At 32.5% G+C, this 24,833-nt stretch carries 21 protein-coding genes; 18 read left to right on the top strand and 3 right to left on the bottom strand.

Annotated elements, in window-relative coordinates; genetic code table 11:
• Positions 1–24: 24 nt before the first annotated feature.
• A complete protein-coding gene (gene tamL, locus BC781_RS15095) occupies positions 25–2,433 on the top strand; it encodes a translocation and assembly module lipoprotein TamL (protein ID WP_109619204.1) in 2,409 nt (802 codons plus the stop codon).
• A 102-nt stretch (positions 2,434–2,535) separates the two neighbouring features.
• The gene (gene pflA / locus BC781_RS15100; protein WP_109619206.1) at positions 2,536–3,309 is read left to right on the top strand and encodes a pyruvate formate-lyase-activating protein; all 774 of its coding nucleotides are present in this window, start codon (positions 2,536–2,538) and stop codon (positions 3,307–3,309) included.
• Positions 3,310–3,348: 39 nt separating this feature from the next.
• Here pflA and BC781_RS15105 read toward each other — a convergent pair whose 3' ends face one another.
• Together BC781_RS15105 and BC781_RS15110 are read right to left on the bottom strand one after the other, a co-directional pair.
• Complete coding sequence (locus BC781_RS15105) at positions 3,349–3,843, bottom strand: hypothetical protein (protein WP_109619208.1); 495 nt, start codon at positions 3,841–3,843, stop codon at positions 3,349–3,351.
• A gap of 88 nt (positions 3,844–3,931) precedes the next feature.
• A complete protein-coding gene (locus BC781_RS15110) occupies positions 3,932–4,894 on the bottom strand; it encodes a diacylglycerol/lipid kinase family protein (RefSeq protein ID WP_109619210.1) in 963 nt (320 codons plus the stop codon).
• Between the two features lie 206 nt (positions 4,895–5,100).
• Between BC781_RS15110 and BC781_RS15115 the strand changes: the two genes are divergently transcribed.
• The 6 genes from BC781_RS15115 to BC781_RS15140 all read left to right on the top strand — a co-directional run bounded on the left by BC781_RS15115 (position 5,101) and on the right by BC781_RS15140 (position 14,651).
• Entirely contained in the window at positions 5,101–6,078 is a 978-nt protein-coding gene (locus tag BC781_RS15115) for a GlgC family sugar phosphate nucleotidyltransferase (protein WP_109619213.1), read from the top strand.
• 146 nt (positions 6,079–6,224) lie between these two features.
• The gene (locus tag BC781_RS15120; protein ID WP_109619215.1) at positions 6,225–7,973 is read left to right on the top strand and encodes a tetratricopeptide repeat protein; all 1,749 of its coding nucleotides are present in this window, start codon (positions 6,225–6,227) and stop codon (positions 7,971–7,973) included.
• 38 nt (positions 7,974–8,011) lie between these two features.
• Positions 8,012–8,665 (top strand): ABC transporter ATP-binding protein, encoded by a 654-nt coding sequence (locus BC781_RS15125; protein WP_109619217.1) that lies wholly within the window; start codon positions 8,012–8,014, stop codon positions 8,663–8,665.
• A 31-nt stretch (positions 8,666–8,696) separates the two neighbouring features.
• The gene (locus BC781_RS15130) at positions 8,697–12,905 is read left to right on the top strand and encodes a hypothetical protein (protein WP_146201704.1); all 4,209 of its coding nucleotides are present in this window, start codon (positions 8,697–8,699) and stop codon (positions 12,903–12,905) included.
• A 72-nt stretch (positions 12,906–12,977) separates the two neighbouring features.
• Positions 12,978–14,192, top strand: coding sequence for a C1 family peptidase (locus BC781_RS15135; protein ID WP_109619221.1), 1,215 nt, complete (start codon positions 12,978–12,980; stop codon positions 14,190–14,192).
• A 132-nt stretch (positions 14,193–14,324) separates the two neighbouring features.
• Positions 14,325–14,651 carry a putative quinol monooxygenase gene (locus BC781_RS15140; RefSeq protein WP_109619223.1) on the top strand — a complete coding sequence of 109 codons (327 nt, stop codon included), beginning with the start codon at positions 14,325–14,327 and terminating at the stop codon, positions 14,649–14,651.
• 19 nt (positions 14,652–14,670) lie between these two features.
• Here the strand turns inward: BC781_RS15140 and speD are convergent, their stop codons facing one another.
• Positions 14,671–15,036: an adenosylmethionine decarboxylase gene (gene speD / locus BC781_RS15145; RefSeq protein WP_109619225.1), complete on the bottom strand. Its 366-nt coding sequence runs from the start codon at positions 15,034–15,036 to the stop codon at positions 14,671–14,673.
• Positions 15,037–15,231: 195 nt separating this feature from the next.
• Between speD and BC781_RS15150 the strand changes: the two genes are divergently transcribed.
• The 10 genes from BC781_RS15150 (at position 15,232) to BC781_RS15195 (ending at position 24,758) form a co-directional block, all read left to right on the top strand.
• On the top strand, positions 15,232–16,104 hold the full coding sequence (locus tag BC781_RS15150; protein WP_109619228.1) for a cell division protein FtsX: 873 nt from the start codon (positions 15,232–15,234) through the stop codon (positions 16,102–16,104).
• Positions 16,105–16,270: 166 nt separating this feature from the next.
• Positions 16,271–16,492 carry a DUF3098 domain-containing protein gene (locus tag BC781_RS15155; protein WP_109619230.1) on the top strand — a complete coding sequence of 74 codons (222 nt, stop codon included), beginning with the start codon at positions 16,271–16,273 and terminating at the stop codon, positions 16,490–16,492.
• 71 nt (positions 16,493–16,563) lie between these two features.
• The gene (locus BC781_RS15160) at positions 16,564–17,367 is read left to right on the top strand and encodes an undecaprenyl-diphosphate phosphatase (protein WP_109619232.1); all 804 of its coding nucleotides are present in this window, start codon (positions 16,564–16,566) and stop codon (positions 17,365–17,367) included.
• 88 nt (positions 17,368–17,455) lie between these two features.
• A complete protein-coding gene (gene truB / locus BC781_RS15165; RefSeq protein ID WP_109619233.1) occupies positions 17,456–18,163 on the top strand; it encodes a tRNA pseudouridine(55) synthase TruB in 708 nt (235 codons plus the stop codon).
• Positions 18,164–18,181: 18 nt separating this feature from the next.
• The gene (locus BC781_RS15170) at positions 18,182–19,132 is read left to right on the top strand and encodes a bifunctional riboflavin kinase/FAD synthetase (RefSeq protein ID WP_109619235.1); all 951 of its coding nucleotides are present in this window, start codon (positions 18,182–18,184) and stop codon (positions 19,130–19,132) included.
• Positions 19,133–19,213: 81 nt separating this feature from the next.
• A complete protein-coding gene (locus BC781_RS15175; protein ID WP_109619237.1) occupies positions 19,214–20,038 on the top strand; it encodes a hypothetical protein in 825 nt (274 codons plus the stop codon).
• 465 nt (positions 20,039–20,503) lie between these two features.
• Complete coding sequence (locus BC781_RS15180; RefSeq protein ID WP_109619239.1) at positions 20,504–21,382, top strand: bifunctional 5,10-methylenetetrahydrofolate dehydrogenase/5,10-methenyltetrahydrofolate cyclohydrolase; 879 nt, start codon at positions 20,504–20,506, stop codon at positions 21,380–21,382.
• A gap of 83 nt (positions 21,383–21,465) precedes the next feature.
• Positions 21,466–22,089 carry a 7-carboxy-7-deazaguanine synthase QueE gene (locus BC781_RS15185; RefSeq protein WP_211323823.1) on the top strand — a complete coding sequence of 208 codons (624 nt, stop codon included), beginning with the start codon at positions 21,466–21,468 and terminating at the stop codon, positions 22,087–22,089.
• 144 nt (positions 22,090–22,233) lie between these two features.
• Positions 22,234–22,890: a DUF2461 domain-containing protein gene (locus tag BC781_RS15190; RefSeq protein WP_109619240.1), complete on the top strand. Its 657-nt coding sequence runs from the start codon at positions 22,234–22,236 to the stop codon at positions 22,888–22,890.
• 11 nt (positions 22,891–22,901) lie between these two features.
• Positions 22,902–24,758, top strand: a complete 1,857-nt coding sequence (locus BC781_RS15195) for a TrkH family potassium uptake protein (protein ID WP_109619242.1) — start codon at positions 22,902–22,904, stop codon at positions 24,756–24,758.
• The last annotated feature ends 75 nt before the right edge of the window (positions 24,759–24,833 follow it).

Consider the following 24,833-nt stretch of genomic DNA (forward strand, 5'->3'; position numbering starts at 1 on the left):
TGAACTTTTAATCTAAAACCCAAAATGTCAAAACTTTTAGTGAATACTTTTTTACTGAATCTTCTAATTTTTATAAAAAGGCAGGTACTGAATTTTATCATCGGTATTGGGTTTCTTTCTATCTTCTCTTGTAATGTGCTTTCTAAAATCAGTGCTGAGAAACCATTGTATGCAGGAGGTATATTAGAAGTTGATGAGGGGGATACATTAAAGTTAGCGAAAGGGGTTAGTTATGAGCTAGAAGATCAGATTTACCCCAAACCCAATTCTAAGATATTAGGGGGTAGGTTTGGACTTAGCCTTTATTTTAAATATGTAGATCGGAAGGACGAACTGAAATTTATTAAAAAATTTCTTTACGATAAATTCTCTGAAGAGCCAGTCTATTACGATGATGAGATTTCTAAAAAGGTTAAGAAAAATATTGAAGATGAACTCTATAACAATGGCTATTTTTATGGAACTGTTGATTATAAAACTCATAAAGAAAAAGATGGCAAATTAGTTTATGTCACTTATACAGCTCACCCGAATGATCACCCGTATACAATTAATTCATTTGTTTTTGAAGGTGATTCTACTTTACTGCAAAAAGCGATAATTGAGGAGTTAGATAAAAGTATTTTTCATGAAAAGCCGAGGTATGATCTTGATTTGTTAAAGTCTGAACGCAAGAGAGTTGAAGATAGCCTTAGAAATAACGGTTATTACTTTTTTAAACAAGGATTCTTGACATATGAAGCTGATAGTGCGTTAGGGACTAAATCAGTAGATCTTTTCATGAAATTAAAATCGAATTTTCCGCCAAAAGCTAGCCGAAAGTTTTACATAGGAGAAATTACGATGAATACGGACTTTCAACAAGACAGTTCAAAAGCTTTTTCCAATCATGTAGAGATAGATACATTAGGTTATATCTATCAAGGAGATCCTCATAAACTAAAGCCTAAAGCATTAAAAGATGCTATTTTATTTGAAAGAGGTGAGTTATATAAGCAGAATAAACACCGGAATACCCTCAAGTTATTGAGCTCACTGGGTGTTTTTAGCTATATTGATCTAGCATTTAAAGAAACTACTGATTCTCTATATTTTGAAGACTTACTAGATGTCTCTGGTCGAATGACACAAGTTGTGCCTAAATCAATATCAACGGAAATAGGAATGGCAACTTGGACAAATGGTTATACAGGGCCAGAATTGGAATTATCATGGCAACATCGCAACATTTTTGGAGGTGCAGAGACTTTTTCATTTTCAGCAGATATTGGGATTTTACAGCAGTTTGGTGGTTCTCAGAGTAGTGATGTGACATCTATACAGTTATTGGGAATTGATTTTAGTCTCACTTTTCCACGTATTTTATTCCCTTTCCCAGTCCGGCTATACAAAGAAAGTATCTTGCCAAGTACAAAAATATCTTTGAGTTATGAAACGTATTGGTATAGACCTATAGCTCAATTGCGAATAATAAACTCCAAGTTAACTTATGACTGGAGTCCTAATTTCAACAAAAGGCACATACTTGATTTAATAGATATTGTTTTCCAGAATAGTGAAATAGAGAGTGGAACCGAAGTTGATTCATTAGATGATTTTCCAAACTTCGGAATACCTAGAATAGAGAATGAAAATATATTTTCTTCGAAATACACTTATCAGTATCGTTCAGGAAAGATTACTGAACAGGATTTTGTTCTAGGGTATCAAGGTTATATTGATGCGGCAGGGAATATTATTTACGGTCTTCAAAAAGCATTTGGAAAGAACCCGACTCAGTCAAATCCAGAAACATTCTTAGGACAAGTCTATGCTCAGTATGTACGTGTAGGAAGTGATTTGAGAAGTTACTTACAACTTAATCGGAAATTCACTTTAGCATCTAGAATTAATGTAGATGTGGGTGTGCCTTGGGGAAATGCTACTGAATTACCCTTCATTCGTTCCTACTTTGTAGGAGGGCCAACTTCTATCAAATCATTTAATCCGAGGACAATTGGACCAGGTTCGGCATACGTAATGCCAGGTGATAACGAGTATTTTGAAAGAGATGGAGATATTAAGATTGAAGCAAACATAGAATTACGGCAGAGTTTGAGTAAGTTCTTTAAGCTTGGGTATTTTATTGATATCGGAAATGTTTGGTTACTCAATAAGAACCCTAATTTCATAAATGGAGATTTCGACTTTTCTCGTTTCTATAAAGAATTAGCCATTGGAACAGGCATAGGTTTCAGACTCGATTTAGAATTCTTTGTTTTAAGATTAGATTTAGGTGTTCCAGTGTTGACACCTTTCTTGAGTCAATTTGAAGATGATCCTGATACCGAAATAAATGAGGCTGCAATTAATGCTCCAGTGAGTGATAGGTTTTTACTTAAAGATTTTCCGAGTGGAATTGTCTTTAACCTAGCTATTGGTTATCCATTTTAGCCTTTTTTCATTGAAAAATACGATTATGGTGCTTATCATCATTTTTTACTGGATTTTGTACCAATAATTTTGTTATTCTATTAACATTTTGAAATCAGAATTATGCTGCAACAACAAGATCCATCAGCTCTAAATGAGCAAGATCCTAATAAACTAAGAATTCACTCTATCGAAAGCTTTGGAACTCATGACGGTCCTGGTATTCGTATGGTTGTTTTTGTACAAGGATGTCAGTTCAGATGCCTCTATTGTGCAAATCCGGATACAATGGATGTAAAAGGAGGTCAGTTTATAGAAATTGAGGAAATTGTAAGAAGAGCTAAAAATATGAAAGGTTACTTCGGGAAAGAAGGTGGAGTAACAATTTCTGGCGGTGAACCTTTGCTTCAAAGAAGTAAGCTAAAACATCTATTTGAAAGACTACACGAGGAAGGTATAAATACTTGTTTAGACTCAAATGGGCGTTTGGTTAATGATGAAGTGAAAGAGCTTTTAGATCATACCGATCTTATTATGCTTGATGTAAAACACATCAATTTGGATTGGCATAGGAAGTTAACAGGAGTGTCCAATGTAAGTACATTGAAACTTGCAGAAATGCGTGAAGAGTCTGGAAAAAAGATGTGGCTGAGATATGTATTAGTACCAAATTGGTCTGACCAAGAAGAGTACTTGCATGAATTAGGTCAACATTTCAAGGATTATAAAACAATAGAAAAAATTGAGATTCAGCCTTACCACAAACTAGGTGTTCATAAATGGGAAGTACTTGGAATGGAGTATAAACTCAATGATATTGAGAGACCAACTGACGAAACGATTAATAAAACGGTAGAGATACTTTCTCAATATTTTAAAGAGGTAAAAGTAAACTAGAAAAAAGCCCCATATCAATAAGTTGAAATGGGGCTTTTATTATTCTTGCTCTGTAGCAGGAGCTTTGAATAGAATAAAGAAGTAAAATATCCAGAATATGATGATGATTGGTATTACATAGAATACCGAATCAATTGCGTAATTATATTCTGTATTTTGGCTGAATATCTGAGTGACGGTTGCCAATAAAAAGATATTAATAAATGTAGCCATTCCTTTTGTCCAACTTTTTGATTTTTCAATAAGTTGATTCTTTCTTTCCACATTACTCAACCAATATTTTTTATTAGGTATCATAATCAAATTATAAGGTACATACAAGATTGCATTTCCAAATATTGTAAGTCCTATATTGAAAAGAAGAAGTACAGCCATAGAAGTATAAAAGAAGTCTCCTCTAAACAGATAAACTCCTTCACCACTAGGCAAATCTATATTTAAATTTACTTTTTCAGGAAGATAGACATACATCAAAAGACTAAAACCTAAGAAAAGTAGAAGAGATAGTCCCCATACATACTTAATCAGCTTCATATTCCAACCCGTTTATTTGTAAAAAATTAGTTTAATTGTTTTATCTAAATTTATCTACCGTGCAAAGGTATTGTTTCTCCAAGATAAATCATAAACTAGCAAAAATGTTGTTTGAAAATGGGAATAAATTTTTACTCATTATTGATTTGTAGCTGTCTTGTTCAACATTAATTGTTGATGGGAGAATTACTTCTATAGCCTGTGCTATAACTTCTACTTCAATCGTTGTGAATTCACCTATGACTTCTCCGTCAATTTGTAACAATGTAGGTTTTTGTGTTTTTATTACTGCTTTTTTGCAAGAAATAACATCCAAGTATTTTAATCCAATTTCAGGGATTAAATAGGATATTCCTGCTGCAGCCAGAGAGGTGAAAGAAATTGTATTCACGTTACAAATCTCGAAAACACCATCAGAAGGGTTTCCTAGTGGATTTAAATGAATTCCTGTCCCATACTTTCTAGCATTTGCAAAGGCTAACATATAACCTTCCAAATGATGAATTTTACCATCTACTTCTACTTGATAGCTTAAAACTTCAGCGTTGGTTAGTTTCTCAAAAAATTGTTTTATGTATGCAGTAATTCCTCTGTTTGGGTCAAAATGAAAGTCCTTTACAATTTGTGCGTTTAAGCCAATATCTGCTATGTGCCAACCGTAATACTCTCCGTTGAACAGAAGTAAATCGAAACTCTGACGTTTGTTGTCTTTTATAATGTCATATAAAGCAAGAAAAGGGTCAGTATTCAAGCCAAGTTCTGCAGCCATTCCATTTGCTGAACCAAATGGAATAATACCTAATGGCAATTGGTGCTTCAATGCTATTTGAATACAAAATGAAATTGTACCATCACCTCCAATCGCTACCAATTTCTTAGGTAACTCTTTTAAAATGATAGATTGAAGATTACTCTGGTCACTTTTATCTCCGGTGGTTAGGTATATTTGATGTGAAATCTTTTCATTTTCTAATATATCATGGAGCGTATGTTGAAATTCAACTTTATCATAACCACCAGAGATTGGGTTAAGAATGATTAGTAGTTCCATGCTTGATTGGTTTAAAAAGTAAAAATGCTACTTACGGCTAAATTTACGTAAATAATACACTTATGTTTTGAGCAGACAATATTTAAATACATTTTATTGTTACTTACTCTTAAAAATTAATGAATCAACTCAAACTTTTATAAATTGCATTTTTAACAAAAAACATAAGTGTGCTTTTCAAAAGTCGTTATGATACTAGCTGAACTATGAAATTAATTTTCCCTGTAACAACAGAAGACCAATTAGATCGACTTTTATTTAACTTTTTAGATCAATCAATTTTTGTACATCAAGTAGAAAGACTTAAAAATGCGATAGACTCCTTTATTGATAGAATAGTTTTGGTATTGGCGGAGGATTTGCAGACTGAAAACAACCCTTTTAAGAAGATAGAAGAGGAAATAGAAAAAATCTTACCTACTATCGAATTTGACATAATCTATTCCAATTATCAGTTAGATTCTTTAATGCTTTCTGAACTGTCAGATACTCTTATTGAAGGAAGTATTCTGATTTGTAATCCTGCGACCATTATTAAACCTGATGATTTTAAGGTCGAAAGGGTTAAAGAGTTTCAGCTCTTCATCTACTCAAGTCTAGCTTCTATAAATACAGGTTCATTTGTCAGAATGAATGACTTTGGAGAGATAGTTGAATTTCCTTCAATCCAAGAGAATGATCAAATTCAAAAAATAGATACAAGTACTTACTATTTTAAAGATGGTGTCTCATTAAAGAAAAATTTAAAATCTTTTTTGGAGACTCATTCAGAAGAGACATTTAAAAATTATATTCAGACTAAAGTTCTAAATAAAATTTTAGTTCCTTTTATCTCAGAAATAGAATCTTTTTATTCAATTGATTTAGAAGCACAAAAGTTTTTTGACTTACAGGCTGAGTATATTAGCTCTGAATACGGAGGACATGAGGTGAAGCAGAATGTAAATATAAAACACAGTGTATTGATAGAGCCTGTATTTATTGAAGAAGGATGTGTAATTGAAAATTCTGTTATTGGTCCTAATGTTTGTGTTGGGAAAGATGTCACGATAAAAAACTCTGTGATTAGTAATTCGTTGATAAAACAAGGATTGTATCAAGAAAATGTAAATATTGATTTAATGTTTATTGGAAATGATATGACTTGTGTTTTATCTAGAGCACAATCAGCTACAAAATCTTAGAAATTGACTAGATTGTCGTATTTTAAGAGTGAATCTTATTTAAACTGCTCAAAACTTTCACTTGAAATCAAAGGATTATATTGAGCTTAATTAAAATAGTACCATCATTCTTTATTTTGGTATTTGACTAGAACTCAGATTTATCAATGAAAATATATATGTATAAGGGTTTGTCTAAGGGGATTGGTTTATTATTAATACTTTGTTGTATTTCTTTTTTATTGCCTGAATCAGTTATAGGACAGCGTAGAAAAAAAGACAAGAATGTTGCAAAACTAGGTCAGAATAGCTTAGAAAGTGAAGCTGTATTTATTGATGCAATGGGTTTCTATCTTCTTGAGGATTATAAAAAAGCTTTAGAACTCTTTCAGAAGTGTGATGAAATGAATTGGAGTGCTGCAGCTACAAAGTATCAGATAGCGATGTGTTATGCGAACTTAAGTAATTTTGAGTCGGCATTAGCATATTCTCAAAAAGCGGTTCAATTAAATCCTGAGAATAAATATTACTATTTATTACTAGCAGATGTACTTAAGCAAAGAGGTGATTTTTTAAGTGCCTCTGAAGTTTACGCTAAAGCAGCTTCTAAATTTCAAGATGGCCAAGAGTTATTTTATGAATTGGCAGACTGTTATATAAACATTCAGCAGTACCAAAAAGCCATAGCTGTTTATCAAGATATGGAAGAAAAGTTTGGTATTGATGAATTATTGATAAAACAAAAGCAACGCCTTTATATTGGTTTGGATGATTTGGATGCCGCATTGATGGAAGGACAAAAGCTTATTGACGCTTATCCATCAATTGGTGAATTCAAATTAGCTCAGATTGAATTATACTTAAGAAATAAACAAACTGATAAGGCTAAAGAACTAATTGATATTTATCTAGCAGAACATGCAGATGATGGTAGAGCTAGATATTTGTTAGCTAAAATTCATAGAAGTAGAGGAGAGGAGAAAGAATATTTTGAGGCCTTAAAGTTGTCTTTCCAAAGCTCGGATTTAATTGAAAGTGAAAAAGAGGCTGTACTTACTTCATATCTTAAAACTTCATACAATGAAGAGCAAAAAGAAATGGGGAAAGAGTTAGCTCAAATAGCAGTTGAAACACATCCTGAATCAGGAAATTTAAGAGCTATATTAGGTGATTTTCTTCTAACAGATGAACTATACAGAGATGCGAGAACACAGTATATTGAATCTGTGGCTAATGCTCCAGATAACTTTAAAGTTTGGCAACAAATTATTCAAATTGACTGGGAATTAAATGAAGTGGATTCTGTAATCTATCATTCTGAAGAAGCGATTGAAATTTTCCCAAATCAGGTGATCTTTCATTTTCATAATGGTTCTGCAAATAACATGAACAAAAATTATGATGAAGCTGCAGAGTCACTTGAATATGCTAAAGTATTGGCTGTTGACCCTCAGCTTCAACTTCAAATAAATTCTCAGCTAGGAGATATTTATAACTTTCAAAAGGAATATCAAAAGTCTGATAAGGCTTATGAAGAAGCTTTAAAGTATGATCCATATAATGCTTATGTACTGAACAACTATAGTTATTTCTTGTCACTGAGAAAAGAAAGGCTAGATAAAGCTGAAGAGATGTCTTCTAGGTTAGTTGAGCTAGAACCTGAAAATCCTACTTATTTAGATACTTATGGATGGGTTCTTTATGCTAAAGGCAAATATGAAGAGGCATTAAAGGTTTTAGAGAAAGTAGCTCCTGGATCAGACAATGCTGAAGTAGTTGAGCATTATGGAGATGTACTTTACCGTGTGGGAAGAAAAGATGATGCCTTAAAGCAATGGAAAATTGCTTTAAGTTTAGAAGGAGAACATGGAGATAGTCTCAAGAAAAAAATAGAAGAAAAGAAATTAATTGAATAGATTTTTTAATCTATAGACTTTTTGAAAATACAGAGGTAATGCTACTAGAAGCGAAGGGAATTGAAAAAAGTTATAACTCTTTATCTGTTCTGAAAGGAATTGATATGAGTATTGCTCCAGCCGAAATAGTGTCTATTGTTGGAGCCTCAGGGGCAGGGAAAAGTACACTCTTACAGATTTTGGGAACCTTAGATAGTCCCGATAAAGGTCATGTAAGCCTTTCTGGTGAATTATACACACAGATGAGTGGGAAAAAACTATCACACTTCAGAAATGAATACATAGGGTTTATTTTCCAATTCCATAATTTATTACCTGAGTTTACGGCTTTAGAAAATATCTGTATGCCTGCTATGATCGGGAAAAAAGATCCTAATCAGTATAAAAAAAGAGCAGAAGAGTTAATGGAGCTTTTGGCAATTGAACACAGAAAAGATCATAAACCAAGCCAAATGTCAGGTGGAGAACAACAACGAGCAGCAGTTGCTAGAGCTTTGATCAATAATCCTAAAGTTATTTTTGCAGATGAGCCGAGTGGAAATTTAGACTCTGTAAATGCTGAAAGCTTACACGAACTATTCTTCGATTTACGGAAAGAGTTAGATCAAACCTTTGTAATTGTTACTCATAATAATGAGTTTGCAGAAATGGCAGATAGGAAATTGGAAATGAAGGATGGGTTGATTATCTAAATTGAGTAATTGAACATAATTCTGAAAGCAAGTGAAAAGATATAAGAAAATACTATCAAAGATTATTAAAGATCTCTTGATAGTATTTTTTTTATTTGTGGGATTTTTCCAAGTATTGTTTTCAGTCTATGGAGATTTATGGATTGGGGAAGCATTAAAGAAGCTTGTAAAAGAAAACTATGAGAATAGATTTGAACTAGGGTATAGCAAGCTAGAAGTTAAGTTTATTTTTGGTGATGTAGAATTGAAGAATTTCTATCTGACAGAATTAATTGGAGACAATGTAATCGGAGACAACTACATTTACTTAAGAGATTTTACAATTGAAGGCTTCGGTTTTATGAGATTTCTTTATGATGGTAGAATCACCTGGAAATCTTTGAGTAGTGAAAACCCTATTGTTAAATTAGATTTAAGAGGCGAGGATAAAGACAAAAACAAAAAGGATTTTAAACGTTTCTTTTTAGAGTCAGGAGAGTTTGAGTTAACTGACGCTTTGGTAGAGGTTATCACTGAAAAATATCATTTGAAGCTCAATGATGTAAACTGTTTCTTTTCAAATTTAAAAGTTAATGCCGATGCCGAAAAGGGAATAAGTAAAAAGTCGAAAGTAGATGCAATGTCTCTGGATGGGAAAGGTGTTTTAGTTTTCGGTAGAGACACGGTGAATATTTCTCTTGGCAACTTTTATTTTAATGATGTCGATAAGTTTCTTTCAATAAGGAATCTAGATGTAAACCATTCATCACGAAAAGATTTTTTAAAAGGTAATGTGAATAAACTTGAGTTTACAGATTACAGAAATGAAAAACTGGTTTCTGAAGGCTTAATTTCATGTGATTCCATCTGGCTAGATGGTCTAACTATAGCAGGTGATTATTCATATTTAGATTTTTTATTTAAAAGAAAAGAATCTACAAATTCTAAAACTTCTCTAGAAACCCCTTTGGATTTTAAGTATATTGAAGCTAAGAATTTGAAATTCAATTTTGTAGATTCAACATTAAACCAATCAATTCTTCTTTCAGCTCCAATTGTGAATTTTGAAGGTTTAAAACCATTTTCCCCAACACATACAGATTCAGCTTTCATAAATGTATTGGTTGATACTTCTTATATTTCACTAAATGAAAATTCATTTTTTTCCACTAGCGAGATCAATTTAAATTCATTTAAATCTAAGTTTAGTGTTTTGGACTTGAAGTATTCCGCTAATGATATAAAATTAAATATTCCTTCAGTAACAGTAAATTCTACAGAGTATGTAGATATGATAGATGGCGTCTTTGATGTTAGTTTATTTCAAATCCAAGAACCAAAGGTATCTCTTGGTTTAAATCAGCTTAACTTTAATCAAAAGAATAAAAGTGATATTCCAATCGATTTGATTATTCATAAGCTTGATTTAAATAATGGAGAATTGAATCTAATTAATGGAAAAAATGAATTTAAACTAGATTTTAATATCGGGTCAAGAGAACTCTCTTTTGTGGAAGGAGAGTCCCATCCAACAATAGACTCTTTAAATTTTAAGATTAGTAATGTATTTCAATTTAATAATGGGTATCCAAATAAAATAGTTGATCAAGCCACCTATGATTTTCCCGAAAGTCAATTATCTATAAGTCCTTTTAATTTTATCATTGATCGAAATAATGGATCGAAGATGTCTTTTAATTCTTTCAAAACAGGGTTTCAACTTGAAGAAAAAAATGTTTTGAACCAGTTGAGATTGAAAGATACATTTTTAGAGGATTTCTACTTAAAGCTTAACATTGAAAAGCGGAGGAAGAATAATGAAAGTATTTCTCTTAAAAATATTGATATACAAAACTTTAATATTCAACATGGATATGTTGAGATAAATCTTGTTGAAGGTAAACGTCTAAATACTGTCAGCAAACTCAAGTTAAGAGATACAAATGTTTTAATTGAATCATTAAATCTAGATGATAAAATAACAGGAAATATTGATGTTGATTTTAAAGAATTATTCTATCAAGATAAAAAAGAAGGATTTACTATAAGAACTGATGTAGGCGAAATTAGTCCAAAACTAGCATCTTTAAAAGATGTGTTTTTATCTAAAGAAAGTTCAAAAAGTGGTTTAGAAGGTACGATTAGAGTCAAAAAAATAAAATTAGAGAATATAGATCAAGAAAGATTTTTTAATAAAAAAGAACTGTTTTCAGATAAGCTTTCTGTCAGTGATTTCAATATTAGTGGGATAGTTAATTTGGATAGCTTAAACTTTTTAAAGGCTACAAATAAGAAAAGTTCCGAAAATTCACCTTTTCATATTAATGAATTAAACCTGAATGCGGGTTATGCCCAACTTGTATTGAAAGATTCGTTGAACAGATATCATTTGTCAATTCCTAATTTGGTATTTAATCAAAAGCATAAGGCTAATAATTCCATAAAGTCAGAACTAGAATTTAATCTTCAAATACCCAAACTTCGTTTTTTTGATGCAGAAAAAAGGATGAGTATTGAATCTGATACGATTAATTTTACCTCAATTGGAGGAGATTTTAGTTTTAAGAATTTAAAAATTTATAAACCTAATGTAGAAGATAAGAATGGGATGACATTATTTTTTCCTGAAGTGTATCTATCCCAACCTCAAAAACGAAATGATCTATTTCAGATTGATTCCATTCTACTAATTGAGCCATCTGTAATTCTATTGAAGAATAGTTTGAAAAAGGTGGAAAGTGATCAATCTATTAAGATATTAACAGAATTAGGGGAAGAAATTCCAAATCTTAAAATTAAGAATATAAATGTCTGGGATGCAGATTTCAGAAGTTTTACGACAACTGTAGATTGGAAAACAAGATTAAGTCTTGGTTTAAAGAGAGATCAAAAGAAAATTCGAACAGAGAATATTGATACAAGTATTTTTGAAAATGATTCTCTTTTTTGGGGCGAATCAAGTGCTCAGGTTGGGAAAGAAAGAAAAAAACAAATTGTAAAATGGTTTAAAAATTATCGAGATACTCTTATTGTTCACCCTGTTGTTCTCAAAAATGAATATAATGTTTGGTCAGATTTAAATTCAGGGCAAAATCTTTATTTACAAGGTGTAAATCTATCTTCAGAGAATCTTAATCTTTATTCCAATAATCAATTGAGCTTTGATGAGCTTCATTTAGATTCACCATTTTTTAATTGGGTAATGGTTAGTAATAACTATAGAATTGGAGCTGAGGATTTACATATTTCATTTAAAAATAAGTCATTTTCTTCAAGAAACTTTGCATACTACACAACACTGTCCAAGTATGACTATGGAAAAGTAAAAGGATATCAAACCGATTTTTTAAATGTAGGCGCAAATCAAGTAGCTGTTTCTGGTTTTGATTTTATTTCTTTTTTAAATGATAAAGACATTTTTATAGACCAAATATCCCTTCAAGAACTTAATGTCTATGCTTTTAGAGATAAAACAATCCCGTTTGATTATAATATAAAGGATAAGCTGTTTATTAGAGAAATGTTAAACCAAGTTCCTAACAGAGTTAAAATTGGGGCTGTAGGAGTCAGTAGTGGACAAATAGTTTATGAAGAATATTTAGGCAGTTTTGAAAAGAAAGGTTCTCCCGATTTCTACAACATTGATCGTCAGCTTTTAAAAAGGCAGGGGGTCTTTACATTGGACTCTATTAAAATTGCAGCCTATAATTTGACGAATTTGGATAGTGGAGGACATATGAGAGTCAATTTTGTTGGGAGGTTAATGAATGAAGGGAAAATAGAGACCAACTTAGATATGTTACTTGGGGACAGCCTCCAATCTTTTTCAGCAAAAGGAGCTATTGATCAGATGCCTCTTGAAGTATTCAATGGATTGATTGAGAACCTTTATTTTTTAAGAATAAATCGAGGTTATTTGAATAGTGCAAATTTTGAATTTCTAGCGAATAAGTATAAGTCGGAAGGAATTATGAGAATGAGCTATACCGATCTAGAGCTTGAAATACTTAAAGTTATATTTAGACCTAAATTTTTTAATATCAAAAAAAGAGGATTTCTGTCTTGGGTAGCAAATGAAATTGTAGTTAGAAAGAATAATCCACGCTATTTCCATTTTAAAGAAGGGGAGATTTATTATGAAAGAGATACAAAGCGGTCGGTTTTTAATTATTGGACTAAATCGGCTTTAAGTGGTATGCTTTCTACCATGATAAATCGAAAAAGAGTGAAGTTGAACGAACTTGAGAAACGTAAAAATTAATTAATTTATAAGAATAATTAAATTATTTATTAATTTGCTCTATCGTTAATTTTTAACTGCTAAACTAATTATATGAACAACTTCAAGAAATCGCTCTTAGCGCTTGGCGTAATGTGTACTTCTTTGTCTGCAGCAAATGCACAAGAAGAAGTGGAATTGAGAAATAAGAAAGATGGAGACTATAAGTTTCAGGTAGTTACAAACATTGAAGCTGGTAAAGTATCAAATCAAGGAAGGTCAGGTACTTGTTGGAGTTTCTCTTCTCTTTCATTCTTTGAGTCTGAAATGGAGCGAATGGGAAAGGACAAAATAAACCTTTCTGAAATGTTTGTTGTAAGACACACTTATCCTGATAAAGCAGATCGTTTTGTGAGATGGCATGGTCACATCAATTTTGGTGCTGGAGGTGCTTTTCATGATGTTGCTTATGTAATTAAAAATTACGGTATCGTACCTGAGTTTGCCTATTCTGGATTACAGAACGGCGCTACGATGCACAACCATGGCGAAATGGATGAGGTGTTGATGGGAATAGTTACAGCTGTTCAAGCAAGAAAACGTGCAAAACCAACACAATCTTGGAAACCTGCTTTTGAAGGTGTTATGGATGCTTATTTAGGTGATTATCCTTCAGAGTTTGAATATAATGGTAAAAAATATACTCCAAAAACATTTGCAGACGAAGTAGTTGGATTAAATGCTGATGACTATGTAGAAATCGGTTCATTTACTCACAAACCTTATTATGAAGAGTTTGAATTGGAGGTTCCAGATAACTGGTTACATCATTCAATCCAAAACTTACCATTGGATGAAATGATTGAAGTAATTGATTATGCTTTGATGAATGGCTATTCAATTGCTTGGGGTGCAGATGTAAGTGAGAAAGGATTCTCTTTTAGAGATGGTCTTGCAATCGTACCTACAGATGAAATTGAAGTAATGGCTAAAGGTAAGGATAACCAACACTTCAGTGATGCTGGTGCTCAAAAATATTCAGTTGCTTTCCAAGAGCCTGTAAAAGAGAAAGTAATTACTCCTGAATTACGTCAGAAAGCATATGATAACTATGAAACTACTGACGACCACGGTATGCAATTAACAGGTATCGTTAAAGATCAAAATGGTACAAAGTATTATATCGTGAAAAACTCATGGGGTGAAGCTAATGACTGTGATGGTTATTTCTATGCTAGTGAAGCATATGTAAGATATAAAACAATTGACTTTATGGTTCATAAAGATGGTATTCCAAAACATCTTAGAAAGAAAATGAACATCAAATAATTGTTGATTGATGATGAGAAAAGAGGTTGCTATTCGGTAACCTCTTTTTTTATGCACAAAAGCGTTCACATCTCTTTACCATTTTTGATATGAAGTATTGTTAAATTTGGTAATTGATAATTTTATTTGACTATGCATATTCGGATTATAAAACTATACATTGACCCTAATCATTTAGATACTTTTAGAGAGGTGACTAAGAAGAATTTTGAAGCCTCAATAAAAGAAGAAGGGGTGATCAGGTTTGATATAATGGAGGATGCTGAGAGGGTAGGAGAATATACTATTCTGGAGGTGTTTAAAAGCAGTGAAGATCGTGAGAAACATTTCACAACAGCGCATTTTAAAGAGTGGGATAAAGTGGCTGTTCCATTGTTTATTGCTCCTTTAGAGTCAAGGCAGTATAATTCGGTTTTTCCAGATGTTGAGAGTGATTGGTTAGGGAGGTATAAGTCCTAAAAAAATAAAGCCTGAAACTTTATAGCGTTTCAGGCTTTATTATTCCTCCTCTTTCAACTTCTTTAATCTCTATTTGCTCTGCTTTAAAAGCTTCTGCTAAAAATTCGCAAGCAATTTTTGGTGAAGAAACATCTCCACAGGTAAAGAAATCTATTGAAGCATATCCATATTCAGGCCAAGTATGTATAGCTAAATGACTTTCTTGAATAACAACTACGCCAGAAACTCCGTGAGGTGAAAATCGATGGAATACTGATTTAACGATAGTTGTATTCGCTTTTTCTGCCGCTTGGATCATCAGCTGTTCAACTTTTTCTACGTCATTAATCAAATTTTTATCGCAACCGCTCAATTCTCCCAAAAGTTGTATTCCAAGTGCGCTCATATAGGTTAATAGAAATCTTTTCTAAAAAATACTGTATTTAATTATTCTAAGAATCTTAGTTTTAAATTCAATTCCAATTTACGATCTTTCTTAATCAAAGTTGCTTTATATTCAATTTTTTTAGTTGAATCTGTATTTTCGCGTGAAATTCAACTTTAGAAGTTAAACATTAGTCATTTTTAATCTTCAGCATAAATGTCAAAAATCACAAAAAAAGTAGGTAGTTATCCATATGCTAATGTCATGTTTAGCATTGTAAGTGCCTTATTTATGATTGGATTGATGGGTTTGTTTGGTTTGTATGCAAATAAACTTACGACTGAACTTCAAGATAGTATTGAGGTTCAAGTAGTATTACAAAAGTTTTTATCTGAAGAAAAAAGAAATGATCTGCAAAACAGAATTTCAAATCTTGAATTTGTAAATCAGAATATTCCGATCCGCTTTGTTTCTAGGGAGGAAGCAGCACAAAATATGATTCAAGAAACAGGTGAAGATTTTATTGAGTTTTTAGGTGGAAACCCTTTACATGATGTATTTAGAATTTCAATCAAGAAGGATTTTTTAGAAGAACCAAGAATAGAAGAGTTGTCAAAAGACCTAAAAAAGATTGAAGGAGTCTATGATGTGATTTATACAAAAAGTATGATCAGCCAGATTCAATCAAATATACAGAAGGTGACGATAGTTTTGGGCGGATTGGCCATCATGTTTTTGCTAACTGTAGTCGTTTTGATTGGTAATGCAATCCGTTTGGCTCTGTTCTCTCAAAGATTCCTAATTCGTAGTATGCAGTTGGTAGGAGCAACACCATTTTTTATCAAGAAACCATTTTTGAGTAGAGCATTTCTACAAGGCGTATTTGGTGGGATAATAGCTTCAACGCTTTTAGGGCTTTCTATTTTTCTATTTTCAGAGGTATTTTCAGAGATGAAGTTGATTTTTGATATGAGGATTACTTTAAGTGTTTTTATCTCAATAATCCTATTAGGTGGTATTATTGGTTTCTTGAGTGCTTACTTCTCTGTGAATCATTATTTGAAAATGAAACTAGATCAACTTTATTAACTGCTTTTCACTTATTCTAACTCAAAAAAAATACTTTTTTGTTATTTCTGCCTTATTATTGCAGTTGGTTAGGAGTGTCAATTTTTAAAAGATTGAATTCTGATCACCAATACTGAAATCAAATTATAATTCTGAAATTTTTTATAAATCACTTAATACTTTCACAATGAGTCAAGAAAGAAATGGAATGCCTTTCGGCAAATTAAATTATAAGAGAATGCTTATCGGTCTAGCCGTTTTACTTATTGGATTTTTCATTATGAGTATTGATGGAGAAGAATTTGGTTTCGGATTTTTAGGCTTAACTCTTGGTCCATTGGTTGTACTTACTGGTTTTGGACTACAATTCTGGACAATTCTTGGGAAAGGAAAAGAAACAAACGAATAGCTAAACATTTTTTAATGCTATCAACGGATAATCGAAATTAATAGTTAGGAGAGAGTTACAGAACTGCTTTTATGGAGACTTTAGACGCAATAATCTTAGGGATAATCCAAGGGCTAACAGAATTTTTACCTGTTAGTAGTAGTGGACACTTGGAGTTGGGGAAGGCAATTTTAGGAGATAGTAGTATTCCTGAGGAAAGCCTATTGTTTACTGTTGTTGTTCACTTTGCTACCGCATTGAGTACAATTGTAGTTTATAGAAAAGATATTCTTCACATTTTGGGTGGCTTGTTCCAGTTTCAATGGAATTCTGAAACAAGATTTAGTTTTAATATTATTTTATCAATGCTTCCTGCGGCATTTGTAGGGGTGATGTTTGATAAAGAAATTGAAAGCTTTTTTGGAGGACAAATCACATTTGTTGGATGTATGCTATTGCTAACAAGTATTTTACTTTTGTTAGCTGACAAAGCTAAAAATACAGGTAAGGAAGTAACTGCTGCGAGTGCATTCATGATTGGAGTTTCACAGGCTATTGCAATTATGCCTGGTATTTCTAGATCAGGTGCTACAATTTCAACGGCTGTATTGTTAGGTATTGATAGAGAGCGTACAGCTAGATTTTCATTCTTGATGGTTGTTCCTTTGATCTTTGGAAAGATTGCTAAAGATATGTTAGATATTTATTCTGGAGATTTAGTCATCGAACATGCATCAGCTACACCATTGGTTGTAGGGTTCATTGCAGCCTTTCTATCAGGACTTTTGGCTTGTACTTGGATGATTAAATTGGTGAAAAAAGCAAAATTGTCTTACTTCTCAATTTACTGTGCAGTTGTAGGTATTATTGCAATTAGTGTATCTTTGATTGCTTAATCATTTAGAACTAATATTTATAGCCGAACTTTCTTGATTAAGAGGGTTCGGTTATTTGTTTTTATATAACAAGTTTATACGAATTAAAATGGAAAATAAGGTTTTCGATTTTGTTGCTGGAGAAGTGTTATTGTTAGATAAACCTTACGAGTGGACATCTTTTGATGTAGTTAAAAAGATTAGAAATACTATTCGCATCAAGAAAGTAGGTCATGCAGGAACGCTTGATCCTTTAGCAACTGGTTTGCTGATTGTTTGTACCGGGAAAAAAACGAAGCAAATAGACCTTATTCAAGCAACAGAAAAAGAGTACGTTGGAGAACTTGTACTTGGTAAAACAACGCCTTCTGTTGACCTTGAAACAGAGATCGATTCTGAAACAGATATTTCTCATCTGACTGAGCAAGAAATCATTGATGCTTTAGAGCAGTTTAGAGGAGAAATTGAACAAGTTCCTCCAGCACACTCTGCTGTGAAAGTAGATGGTAAAAGAGCTTATAAGTCTGCAAGAGAAGGAAAAGAAGTTAAGTTGAAATCTCGAAATGTCGTGATCAAAGAATTAGAGATTATCAATATGGATCTTCCTGTTATCCAATTCAGAATGGTATGTTCCAAAGGGACTTACGTTAGAAGTTTTGTGAGAGATTATGGTAAAAGTCTTGGAGTAGGAGCTTATATGTCTGCTTTAAAACGTACAAGAATTGGTGAATTTCTCGTTTCAGATGCATATAGTGTGCAAGATTTCGTAGATTTAGTTCACAAACAACGTGAAAACGATATCAAAGAAGAGAAGTAAGGGCAAAGCGGGCCAAAAATGAAAGTTCATTACGGAATAGAATCAATACAAAATCTGCAAAATGCAATTGTTACAAGTGGAACCTTTGACGGAGTTCACTTCGGTCATAAAAAAATTATTGATCGATTAAATGAAATTGCAAGAGTCCATCATGGAGAAAGTGTTCTTATAACTTTTTGGCCTCATCCAAGGTATGTTCTTTTTCCTGAAAGTAAGCATCAGTTGAAACTACTAAGTTCTCTGAATGAGAAAATTAATCTTTTAGAAGCTCAAGGTTTAGATCATTTGGTCATTCTTGAGTTTACCAAAGATTTCTCTCAACTGACTTCCAAAGAATTTATTGAGCAGATATTAATTCAAGCGATCGGAACTTCTAAATTGGTGATTGGCTATGATCATAGGTTTGGGAAAAATAGAGAAGGTAGTTTTGAATATTTGAAAGAACACGGACATCTATTTGGTTTTGACGTCGAAGAAATTTCGAAGCAAGAGTTGGAAGATGTAGCTGTTAGTTCTACAAAAATCAGAGAATCTCTATTGAACGGAGATGTAGAAAAAGCCAATAAATACTTAGGTTATTCTTACGGAATTGAAGGGACAGTCATTGATGGAAATAAAATTGGACGTTCTATTGGGTTTCCAACGGCTAACATTGAAGTAGACTCAGATGCTAAATTAATACCTCAGTCAGGAGTATATGCTGTAAAAGTTAAGGTAGAGGGAGAATGGTATGGCGGAATGCTAAATATTGGAAAAAGACCTACCGTAACTGATGATATTAAAGAAGTAATAGAAGTACATATTTTTGATTTTAAAGATACTATTTACACAAAACCTATTCGAGTAGAATTTGTAAAGAAGTTAAGATCAGAAATGAAATTTGATGGGAAAACAAGTCTCGTTAGACAGCTTGAACTAGATGAAGCAAATGCGAGAAAACATCTTAATCAAATAAAAACAATGCAATAACATTTTATGCAAGGTCTGATTTTATGAAATATAGAATCAGACCTTTTCTTAATCAGAAAACTAAGACCTAATTATTATAAAATGAAAGCTATACAGAAAACCAATGTTCTACTTTTATTCCTAATTGTATTATCAAGTAAAGTCATTGCCCAAGATGTTGTTAAAAATCAAAGAGCTAATCAATATTGGTTAAATACTGATCTTGATTATAATATCGATGATCTACAGACCCTAAAATATCAAGGTCAGTACCGAAGTGTAGAATCATTAAGCGGTGAAAGAAATCTGAGATGGCATCAACGTTTAGGTTATGCTTATAAGTTGACGAACCATTGGGAGTTAGAAGGAGCTGTAAGGTATGTTGTTGATCAGAATCTTGACCAAAATGAATGGTACTTTCAAGGATTATTGAAACATATTGGAAAGATTGGTAGTGTTGATTTTGAAAAATTCATCTCTTATGAACAAGTGAAGTTTACTAATTATGAGAATAGAGGCGCTGGTACTGTTGTCGATAATTTTGGCCGATTTAGCGTTTCAGCACTTCTCGGTAAAGATTTTAAGATTAAAGAATTACCTCTAAGAGTTGAGTTTGATTATATCTTTTTTAAAAATTTGGGTGATGCTAAACATGATGACGCTCGTTTGATTGATCGAGGTCGATTAAGTTTTAGTGTATTGGCATCTCTGACAGAGTCTTTACAAGCAGGTTTATTTGTAACACGTCAAGTTGATTATAGTCCATTATTCTTAGGTGGAACATATCCTCAGCAAGATGAGGATGGAAATCTAATATTAGATGATAATGGTAATATAGTAATGATAGAGCAAGCTGATTATTATGTAAATGATGCTTCAACCTTAATTGGCTGTAAGTTACTTTATACTATCAATAGAAGAGATTAAGGATTAGATAAAAAAATACCCCAATCAAACGTGGGGTAATTTTTATAGTATTCTACAAACATTGAACTTACTCAATATTTAAACTGAGTAAAACTAATGACTCACTTAAAAAAATTTCACACTCCATTTAAAGTCTCCGTCATAACCCTGTCTAAAAAGTAAAAAGAAAAAATTAGAGTAATAGGTGAAAAAATATGAGCCTTACTAAAGAACATTAGCAATATATCACCTGTATTTTTTAATGTAAATCCCTAAAAGTAGGGATATTTCAATTTTTTTTATTCTCTTATTCATAGAACCCCTGTTTTTAACACTGTTGCTTAGTTTTTTTAGAATACACGGTCAGATTTATACCAACATTCTGTTATTTGTATCTTTTTTCATGAAAGAGATGTGAGATTATAATAACAAATCATTAATAATTACTTAGTTTTGCCGCATAGCATAAAAAAACTAGATCAAGCCATGCAACTAATAGACGGAAAAGCTACCTCGAAAGCAATCAAACTTGAAATCAAAGATAAAGTAGAAGAGATTACAAAAAACGGAGGGAAAAGACCTCACCTTGCAGCAGTTCTTGTAGGTAATGATGGTGCTAGCCAAACTTATGTGAACAGTAAAGTGAAATCTTGTGAAGAAGTAGGCTTTGAATCTACTTTAATCCGTTTAGAGGAAGACACAACTGAAGAAAAACTATTGGAAGTAGTAGCGCAATTAAATAATGATGCAGCAGTTGATGGATTTATTGTTCAATTGCCCCTTCCAAAACATATTGATGAAAAGAAAGTAACTGAAGCAATTGACCCAAATAAAGATGTAGATGGATTCCATCCAACAAACTTAGGGAAAATGCTTCTTGATTTACCAACGTACTTGCCAGCGACTCCTTACGGAATTATTCAATTGTTAGAACGTTATAACATTGAAACTTCAGGTAAGAAATGTGTAATCATTGGTCGTAGCCATATTGTAGGTTCTCCAATGAGTGTGCTAATGGCTCGTAATTCTAAAGTTGGAAACTGTACAGTAACGCTTACGCATAGTAGAACTAAGGATTTAGCAGCTGAAACAAGAGAAGCTGATATTCTTATTGTCGCATTAGGTAGAGCTGAGTTTGTAACTGCTGATATGGTTAAAGAAGGTACTGTAATTGTTGACGTAGGAATTACAAGAGTAAAAGACGACTCTAAGAAGAGTGGTTTTGCACTAAAGGGAGACGTTAAATTTGATGAAGTAGCTCCAAAAGCTAGTTTCATTACTCCTGTACCTGGTGGTGTTGGTCCGATGACAGTTTGTTCATTGATGATGAATACACTTCAAGCAGCAGAAGGAAAAAAAGCATAATCTAGAATCTAACTAAGTTTTAGATAAAATATATTAAGACTTGCCTTTTGGAAAAAGGGTGAGTCTTTCTTATGTTTAAAGTTATGGAAAATCTAAAGGATACGGTTCAAATCACTTACCCTGTAATGGAGGCATTTTATACCATTCAAGGGGAGGGGAAGTATCAAGGACATGCAGCCTATTTTATTCGATTGGCTGGTTGCGATGTCGGATGTGTATGGTGTGATGTCAAAGAGTCTTGGGAAGAAGAAGGACATCCTATTTTATCTGTTGACGAGATTGTCAATGAAGCAAAAAAATACCCTGGAAGACTTGCGGTTATTACAGGAGGAGAGCCTTGTATGCATGACCTTTCTCCTTTAACTACTGCACTTAAAGAAGCAGGGTTTCATATTAATATAGAAACATCTGGAGCTCATGAATTGAGTGGTCATATTGATTGGGTATGTTTCTCGCCGAAAAAATTCAAAGCACCATTAGATGAGTTTTATCAAAAGGCTGATGAGCTTAAAGTAGTTATTTTCCATAAAAGTGATTTTGCTTGGGCTGAAGAGCATGCTTCAAAATTAGGAGATGATTGTTTGTTGTATTTGCAGCCCGAATGGGGGAAAAGTGCTAAAATACTTCCAATGATCGTTGACTATGTAAAAGATAATCCGAAGTGGAAAATTTCACTACAAGTACATAAGTATATGGATATTCCATAAAGAACTGAATTTATTCTAATATATAATATGAGGTATAGTTTTAAAACTATACCTTTTTTTGGATCTTCGAATAATAATGATTTAGCTTAAAAACTAAATTTTTCTAATTGAAGTAGAAATTCAATTTATTTTTTACCAATTGCTATGAACGTCGAAAATATATTAAACTTCCTAAGTGAGTTAAAAGAGAATAATGATAAGGAGTGGTTTGATCAGAATAGATCAAGATATCAGAAAGTGAAGAAAGAATTTGAGTCAGTTATTCAAGAGGTAATTGATGGACTCTCTCTTATAGACGAATCTATAGCTGATCAAGAACCTAAAAAATGTATTTTCAGAATTTTTAGAGATGTTCGTTTCAGTAAGAATAAGACCCCTTATAAAACTAATTTTGGGGCTTTCATATCAAAGGAAGGAAGAAAAAGTCATTTCGGAGGGTATTATTTACATTTAGAACCAGGTAAATGTATGATTGCAGGAGGTTCATATATGCCCGAAGCAGAAGCCTTGAAGAAAATTAGGCAAGAAATAGACTATAATGCTGATGATTTTTTATCTATTTTAAATAATAAAGATTTTTCATCTAATTATGGAGGTTTAGTAGGAGATCAGCTTAAGACTGCACCAAAAGGTTATCCGAAAGATCATCCTCAAATAGAATTGTTGAGGTTTAAGAGTTTTATAGTCTCTAAAAGTGTTTCGGATAAAGATATTCTTGCTATTTCTGTAGATGATTTAGTGCAACAATTTTCGATCTTGAAACCCTTCAATGATTTTCTTAACGTAGCTATTAAAGATTAATTATTTTTTAAATGAGCTGGAAAGAGAAAATAGACAGTGTCCTTTTTGGATGGAGAGATATTGCCTTTAAGTTCTTGTCTTGGGTAGTTACGCTAAACGTTATTTTAGGTTTTTACCTCCTTATATATAGGTATGGTTTTTTGCCAACTGATGATGAGATCTTTCTAATATTTAAACAATTTGACGGCGTGTTCGCTGTATTTGTGTTTAATTATCTGATACGCTTGGTCTTTACTTCATACAGGCGAGAGTATATAAAAAATACAAAATGGGAGGGGATTTTAATAACCCTATTATTTATTCATGGTTCAATCAATTCCATATTTGAGGTAAAAGGTTTATACCTTTTAGCAGATTTGATTAACCCGAGTGGTAGCTTACGAACTTATCAGCATTTCCTTTCAATAGTCTTAGTTCTTCTAATAAATACTGAGGTAGCAAAATGGAGTACTAAACTGAGCAAACTATCAATTAAACCTGCTACTACATTTATTCTTAGTTTTGTTCTATTGATTTTATTAGGTGCATTACTATTAATGATGCCTGCTGTAAATCATACTGAAAAAAGTCTAAATTTTATCGATGCCCTTTTTACTTCTACGAGTGCATCTTGTGTTACTGGTTTAGCAGTGGTAGACACTGGAATGTTCTTTAATTTGAAAGGTCAACTCATAATTCTGTTTTTGGCGCAGGTTGGAGGGATTGGTATAATTACTTTCGCTACATTCTTTGCAACATTCTTAACTCAAGGTGTAGGCTTGAAGCAACAACTTATGATTCAAGATATGTTGAGTGGGGAAGATTTAGGCTCTGTGCGTCAACTTTTAACTAGAGTAGTTCTGCTTACATTATCAATCGAAGCACTTGGTACTATAGCGATATTTTTTAGTTGGGGAGAAGATTTAATTTTCAATTCGTTTGCTCAGAAAGTGTTTTATTCAATCTTTCATGGGATTTCAGCATTCTGTAATGCTGGCTTTAGCCTATTTCCAGATAGTTTAAACACATCAATGTTGTCAGATGCTACTGTGAATTTTAAAGTACCAGGTATGCATATTGATATTAGAAATATGTATGGACTGCATTTTGTAGTTGCAATTATTATTGTTTTAGGTAGTGTAGGTTTTTCAACTATTGGAGAAATTTTTTCTGTAAATAAAATAAAGAGAAAGATAATGAAGCCTTGGAAGGCCTATCGATTAAGTACATCTATATCTTTAAAGGTTACAGGATTCTTATTATTGTTGGGTACGGTGGCTGTTTTGGTTTTAGAATTTGATAAAATGGAAAACCTAACATTTACAGAGGCCTTGATCACATCTTTTTTCCAATCGGTAACTACTCGTACTGCTGGTTTTAATTCCATGGACTTTGGTAGTATGCATACTTCTACATTAATCATTATGATGTTGCTGATGTTTATTGGTGCTTCTCCAGGTTCTACAGGAGGGGGGATTAAAACCACAACTATATATATAATTGCAATTTCTGTTTATTCTAACATTACAGGGCAAGATAGAATCACAAAGGGGAGGAGGACAATCCCGAATGAAATATCTCTAAAAGCTGTTTCAATATTCTTGTTTGCTTCTATGTATAATTTAATAGCCATTTTTCTTCTTTCAGTAACAGAAGAGTCTAATCCAGATATTTCTTTGTTGGAGTTAATGTTTGAGCAAACATCTGCGTTTTCAACTGCTGGATTAAGTATGGGAATCACTTCATCTGTGAGTACTCTTGGTAAACTAGTACTTATTTTATCGATGTATTTAGGTCGTGTAGGAACCCTAACCCTTGCCCTGGCATTGAGTACTCCCTCTAAATCAAATAAATACTTATATCCTGAAGAGGCTGTTATGGTTGGTTAAAATATATAAATGTACTTATGACGTTTATAAATCGCGTTATTTGATTGTAAAAAAGCCACTCATTTATTTGAGTGG

This window comes from Sediminitomix flava, assembly GCF_003149185.1.
GTDB classification, from domain to species: domain Bacteria; phylum Bacteroidota; class Bacteroidia; order Cytophagales; family Flammeovirgaceae; genus Sediminitomix; species Sediminitomix flava.

Excerpts from the sequence above, each read along its gene's own strand:
- truB (WP_109619233.1), top strand. The coding sequence starts at position 17,456 with ATGGAAAATAAGGTTTTCGATTTTGTTGCTGGAGAAGTGTTATTGTTA.
- BC781_RS15150 (WP_109619228.1), top strand. The coding sequence starts at position 15,232 with ATGTCAAAAATCACAAAAAAAGTAGGTAGTTATCCATATGCTAATGTC.
- BC781_RS15155 (WP_109619230.1), top strand. The coding sequence starts at position 16,271 with ATGAGTCAAGAAAGAAATGGAATGCCTTTCGGCAAATTAAATTATAAG.
- BC781_RS15160 (WP_109619232.1), top strand. The coding sequence starts at position 16,564 with ATGGAGACTTTAGACGCAATAATCTTAGGGATAATCCAAGGGCTAACA.
- BC781_RS15125 (WP_109619217.1), top strand. The coding sequence starts at position 8,012 with ATGCTACTAGAAGCGAAGGGAATTGAAAAAAGTTATAACTCTTTATCT.
- BC781_RS15190 (WP_109619240.1), top strand. The coding sequence starts at position 22,234 with ATGAACGTCGAAAATATATTAAACTTCCTAAGTGAGTTAAAAGAGAAT.
- BC781_RS15195 (WP_109619242.1), top strand. The coding sequence starts at position 22,902 with ATGAGCTGGAAAGAGAAAATAGACAGTGTCCTTTTTGGATGGAGAGAT.
- pflA (WP_109619206.1), top strand. The coding sequence starts at position 2,536 with ATGCTGCAACAACAAGATCCATCAGCTCTAAATGAGCAAGATCCTAAT.
- tamL (WP_109619204.1), top strand. The coding sequence starts at position 25 with ATGTCAAAACTTTTAGTGAATACTTTTTTACTGAATCTTCTAATTTTT.
- BC781_RS15105 (WP_109619208.1), bottom strand. The coding sequence starts at position 3,843 with ATGAAGCTGATTAAGTATGTATGGGGACTATCTCTTCTACTTTTCTTA.
- BC781_RS15120 (WP_109619215.1), top strand. The coding sequence starts at position 6,225 with ATGAAAATATATATGTATAAGGGTTTGTCTAAGGGGATTGGTTTATTA.
- BC781_RS15170 (WP_109619235.1), top strand. The coding sequence starts at position 18,182 with ATGAAAGTTCATTACGGAATAGAATCAATACAAAATCTGCAAAATGCA.
- BC781_RS15140 (WP_109619223.1), top strand. The coding sequence starts at position 14,325 with ATGCATATTCGGATTATAAAACTATACATTGACCCTAATCATTTAGAT.
- BC781_RS15110 (WP_109619210.1), bottom strand. The coding sequence starts at position 4,894 with ATGGAACTACTAATCATTCTTAACCCAATCTCTGGTGGTTATGATAAA.
- BC781_RS15175 (WP_109619237.1), top strand. The coding sequence starts at position 19,214 with ATGAAAGCTATACAGAAAACCAATGTTCTACTTTTATTCCTAATTGTA.
- BC781_RS15115 (WP_109619213.1), top strand. The coding sequence starts at position 5,101 with ATGAAATTAATTTTCCCTGTAACAACAGAAGACCAATTAGATCGACTT.
- BC781_RS15135 (WP_109619221.1), top strand. The coding sequence starts at position 12,978 with ATGAACAACTTCAAGAAATCGCTCTTAGCGCTTGGCGTAATGTGTACT.
- speD (WP_109619225.1), bottom strand. The coding sequence starts at position 15,036 with ATGAGCGCACTTGGAATACAACTTTTGGGAGAATTGAGCGGTTGCGAT.
- BC781_RS15180 (WP_109619239.1), top strand. The coding sequence starts at position 20,504 with ATGCAACTAATAGACGGAAAAGCTACCTCGAAAGCAATCAAACTTGAA.
- BC781_RS15185 (WP_211323823.1), top strand. The coding sequence starts at position 21,466 with ATGGAAAATCTAAAGGATACGGTTCAAATCACTTACCCTGTAATGGAG.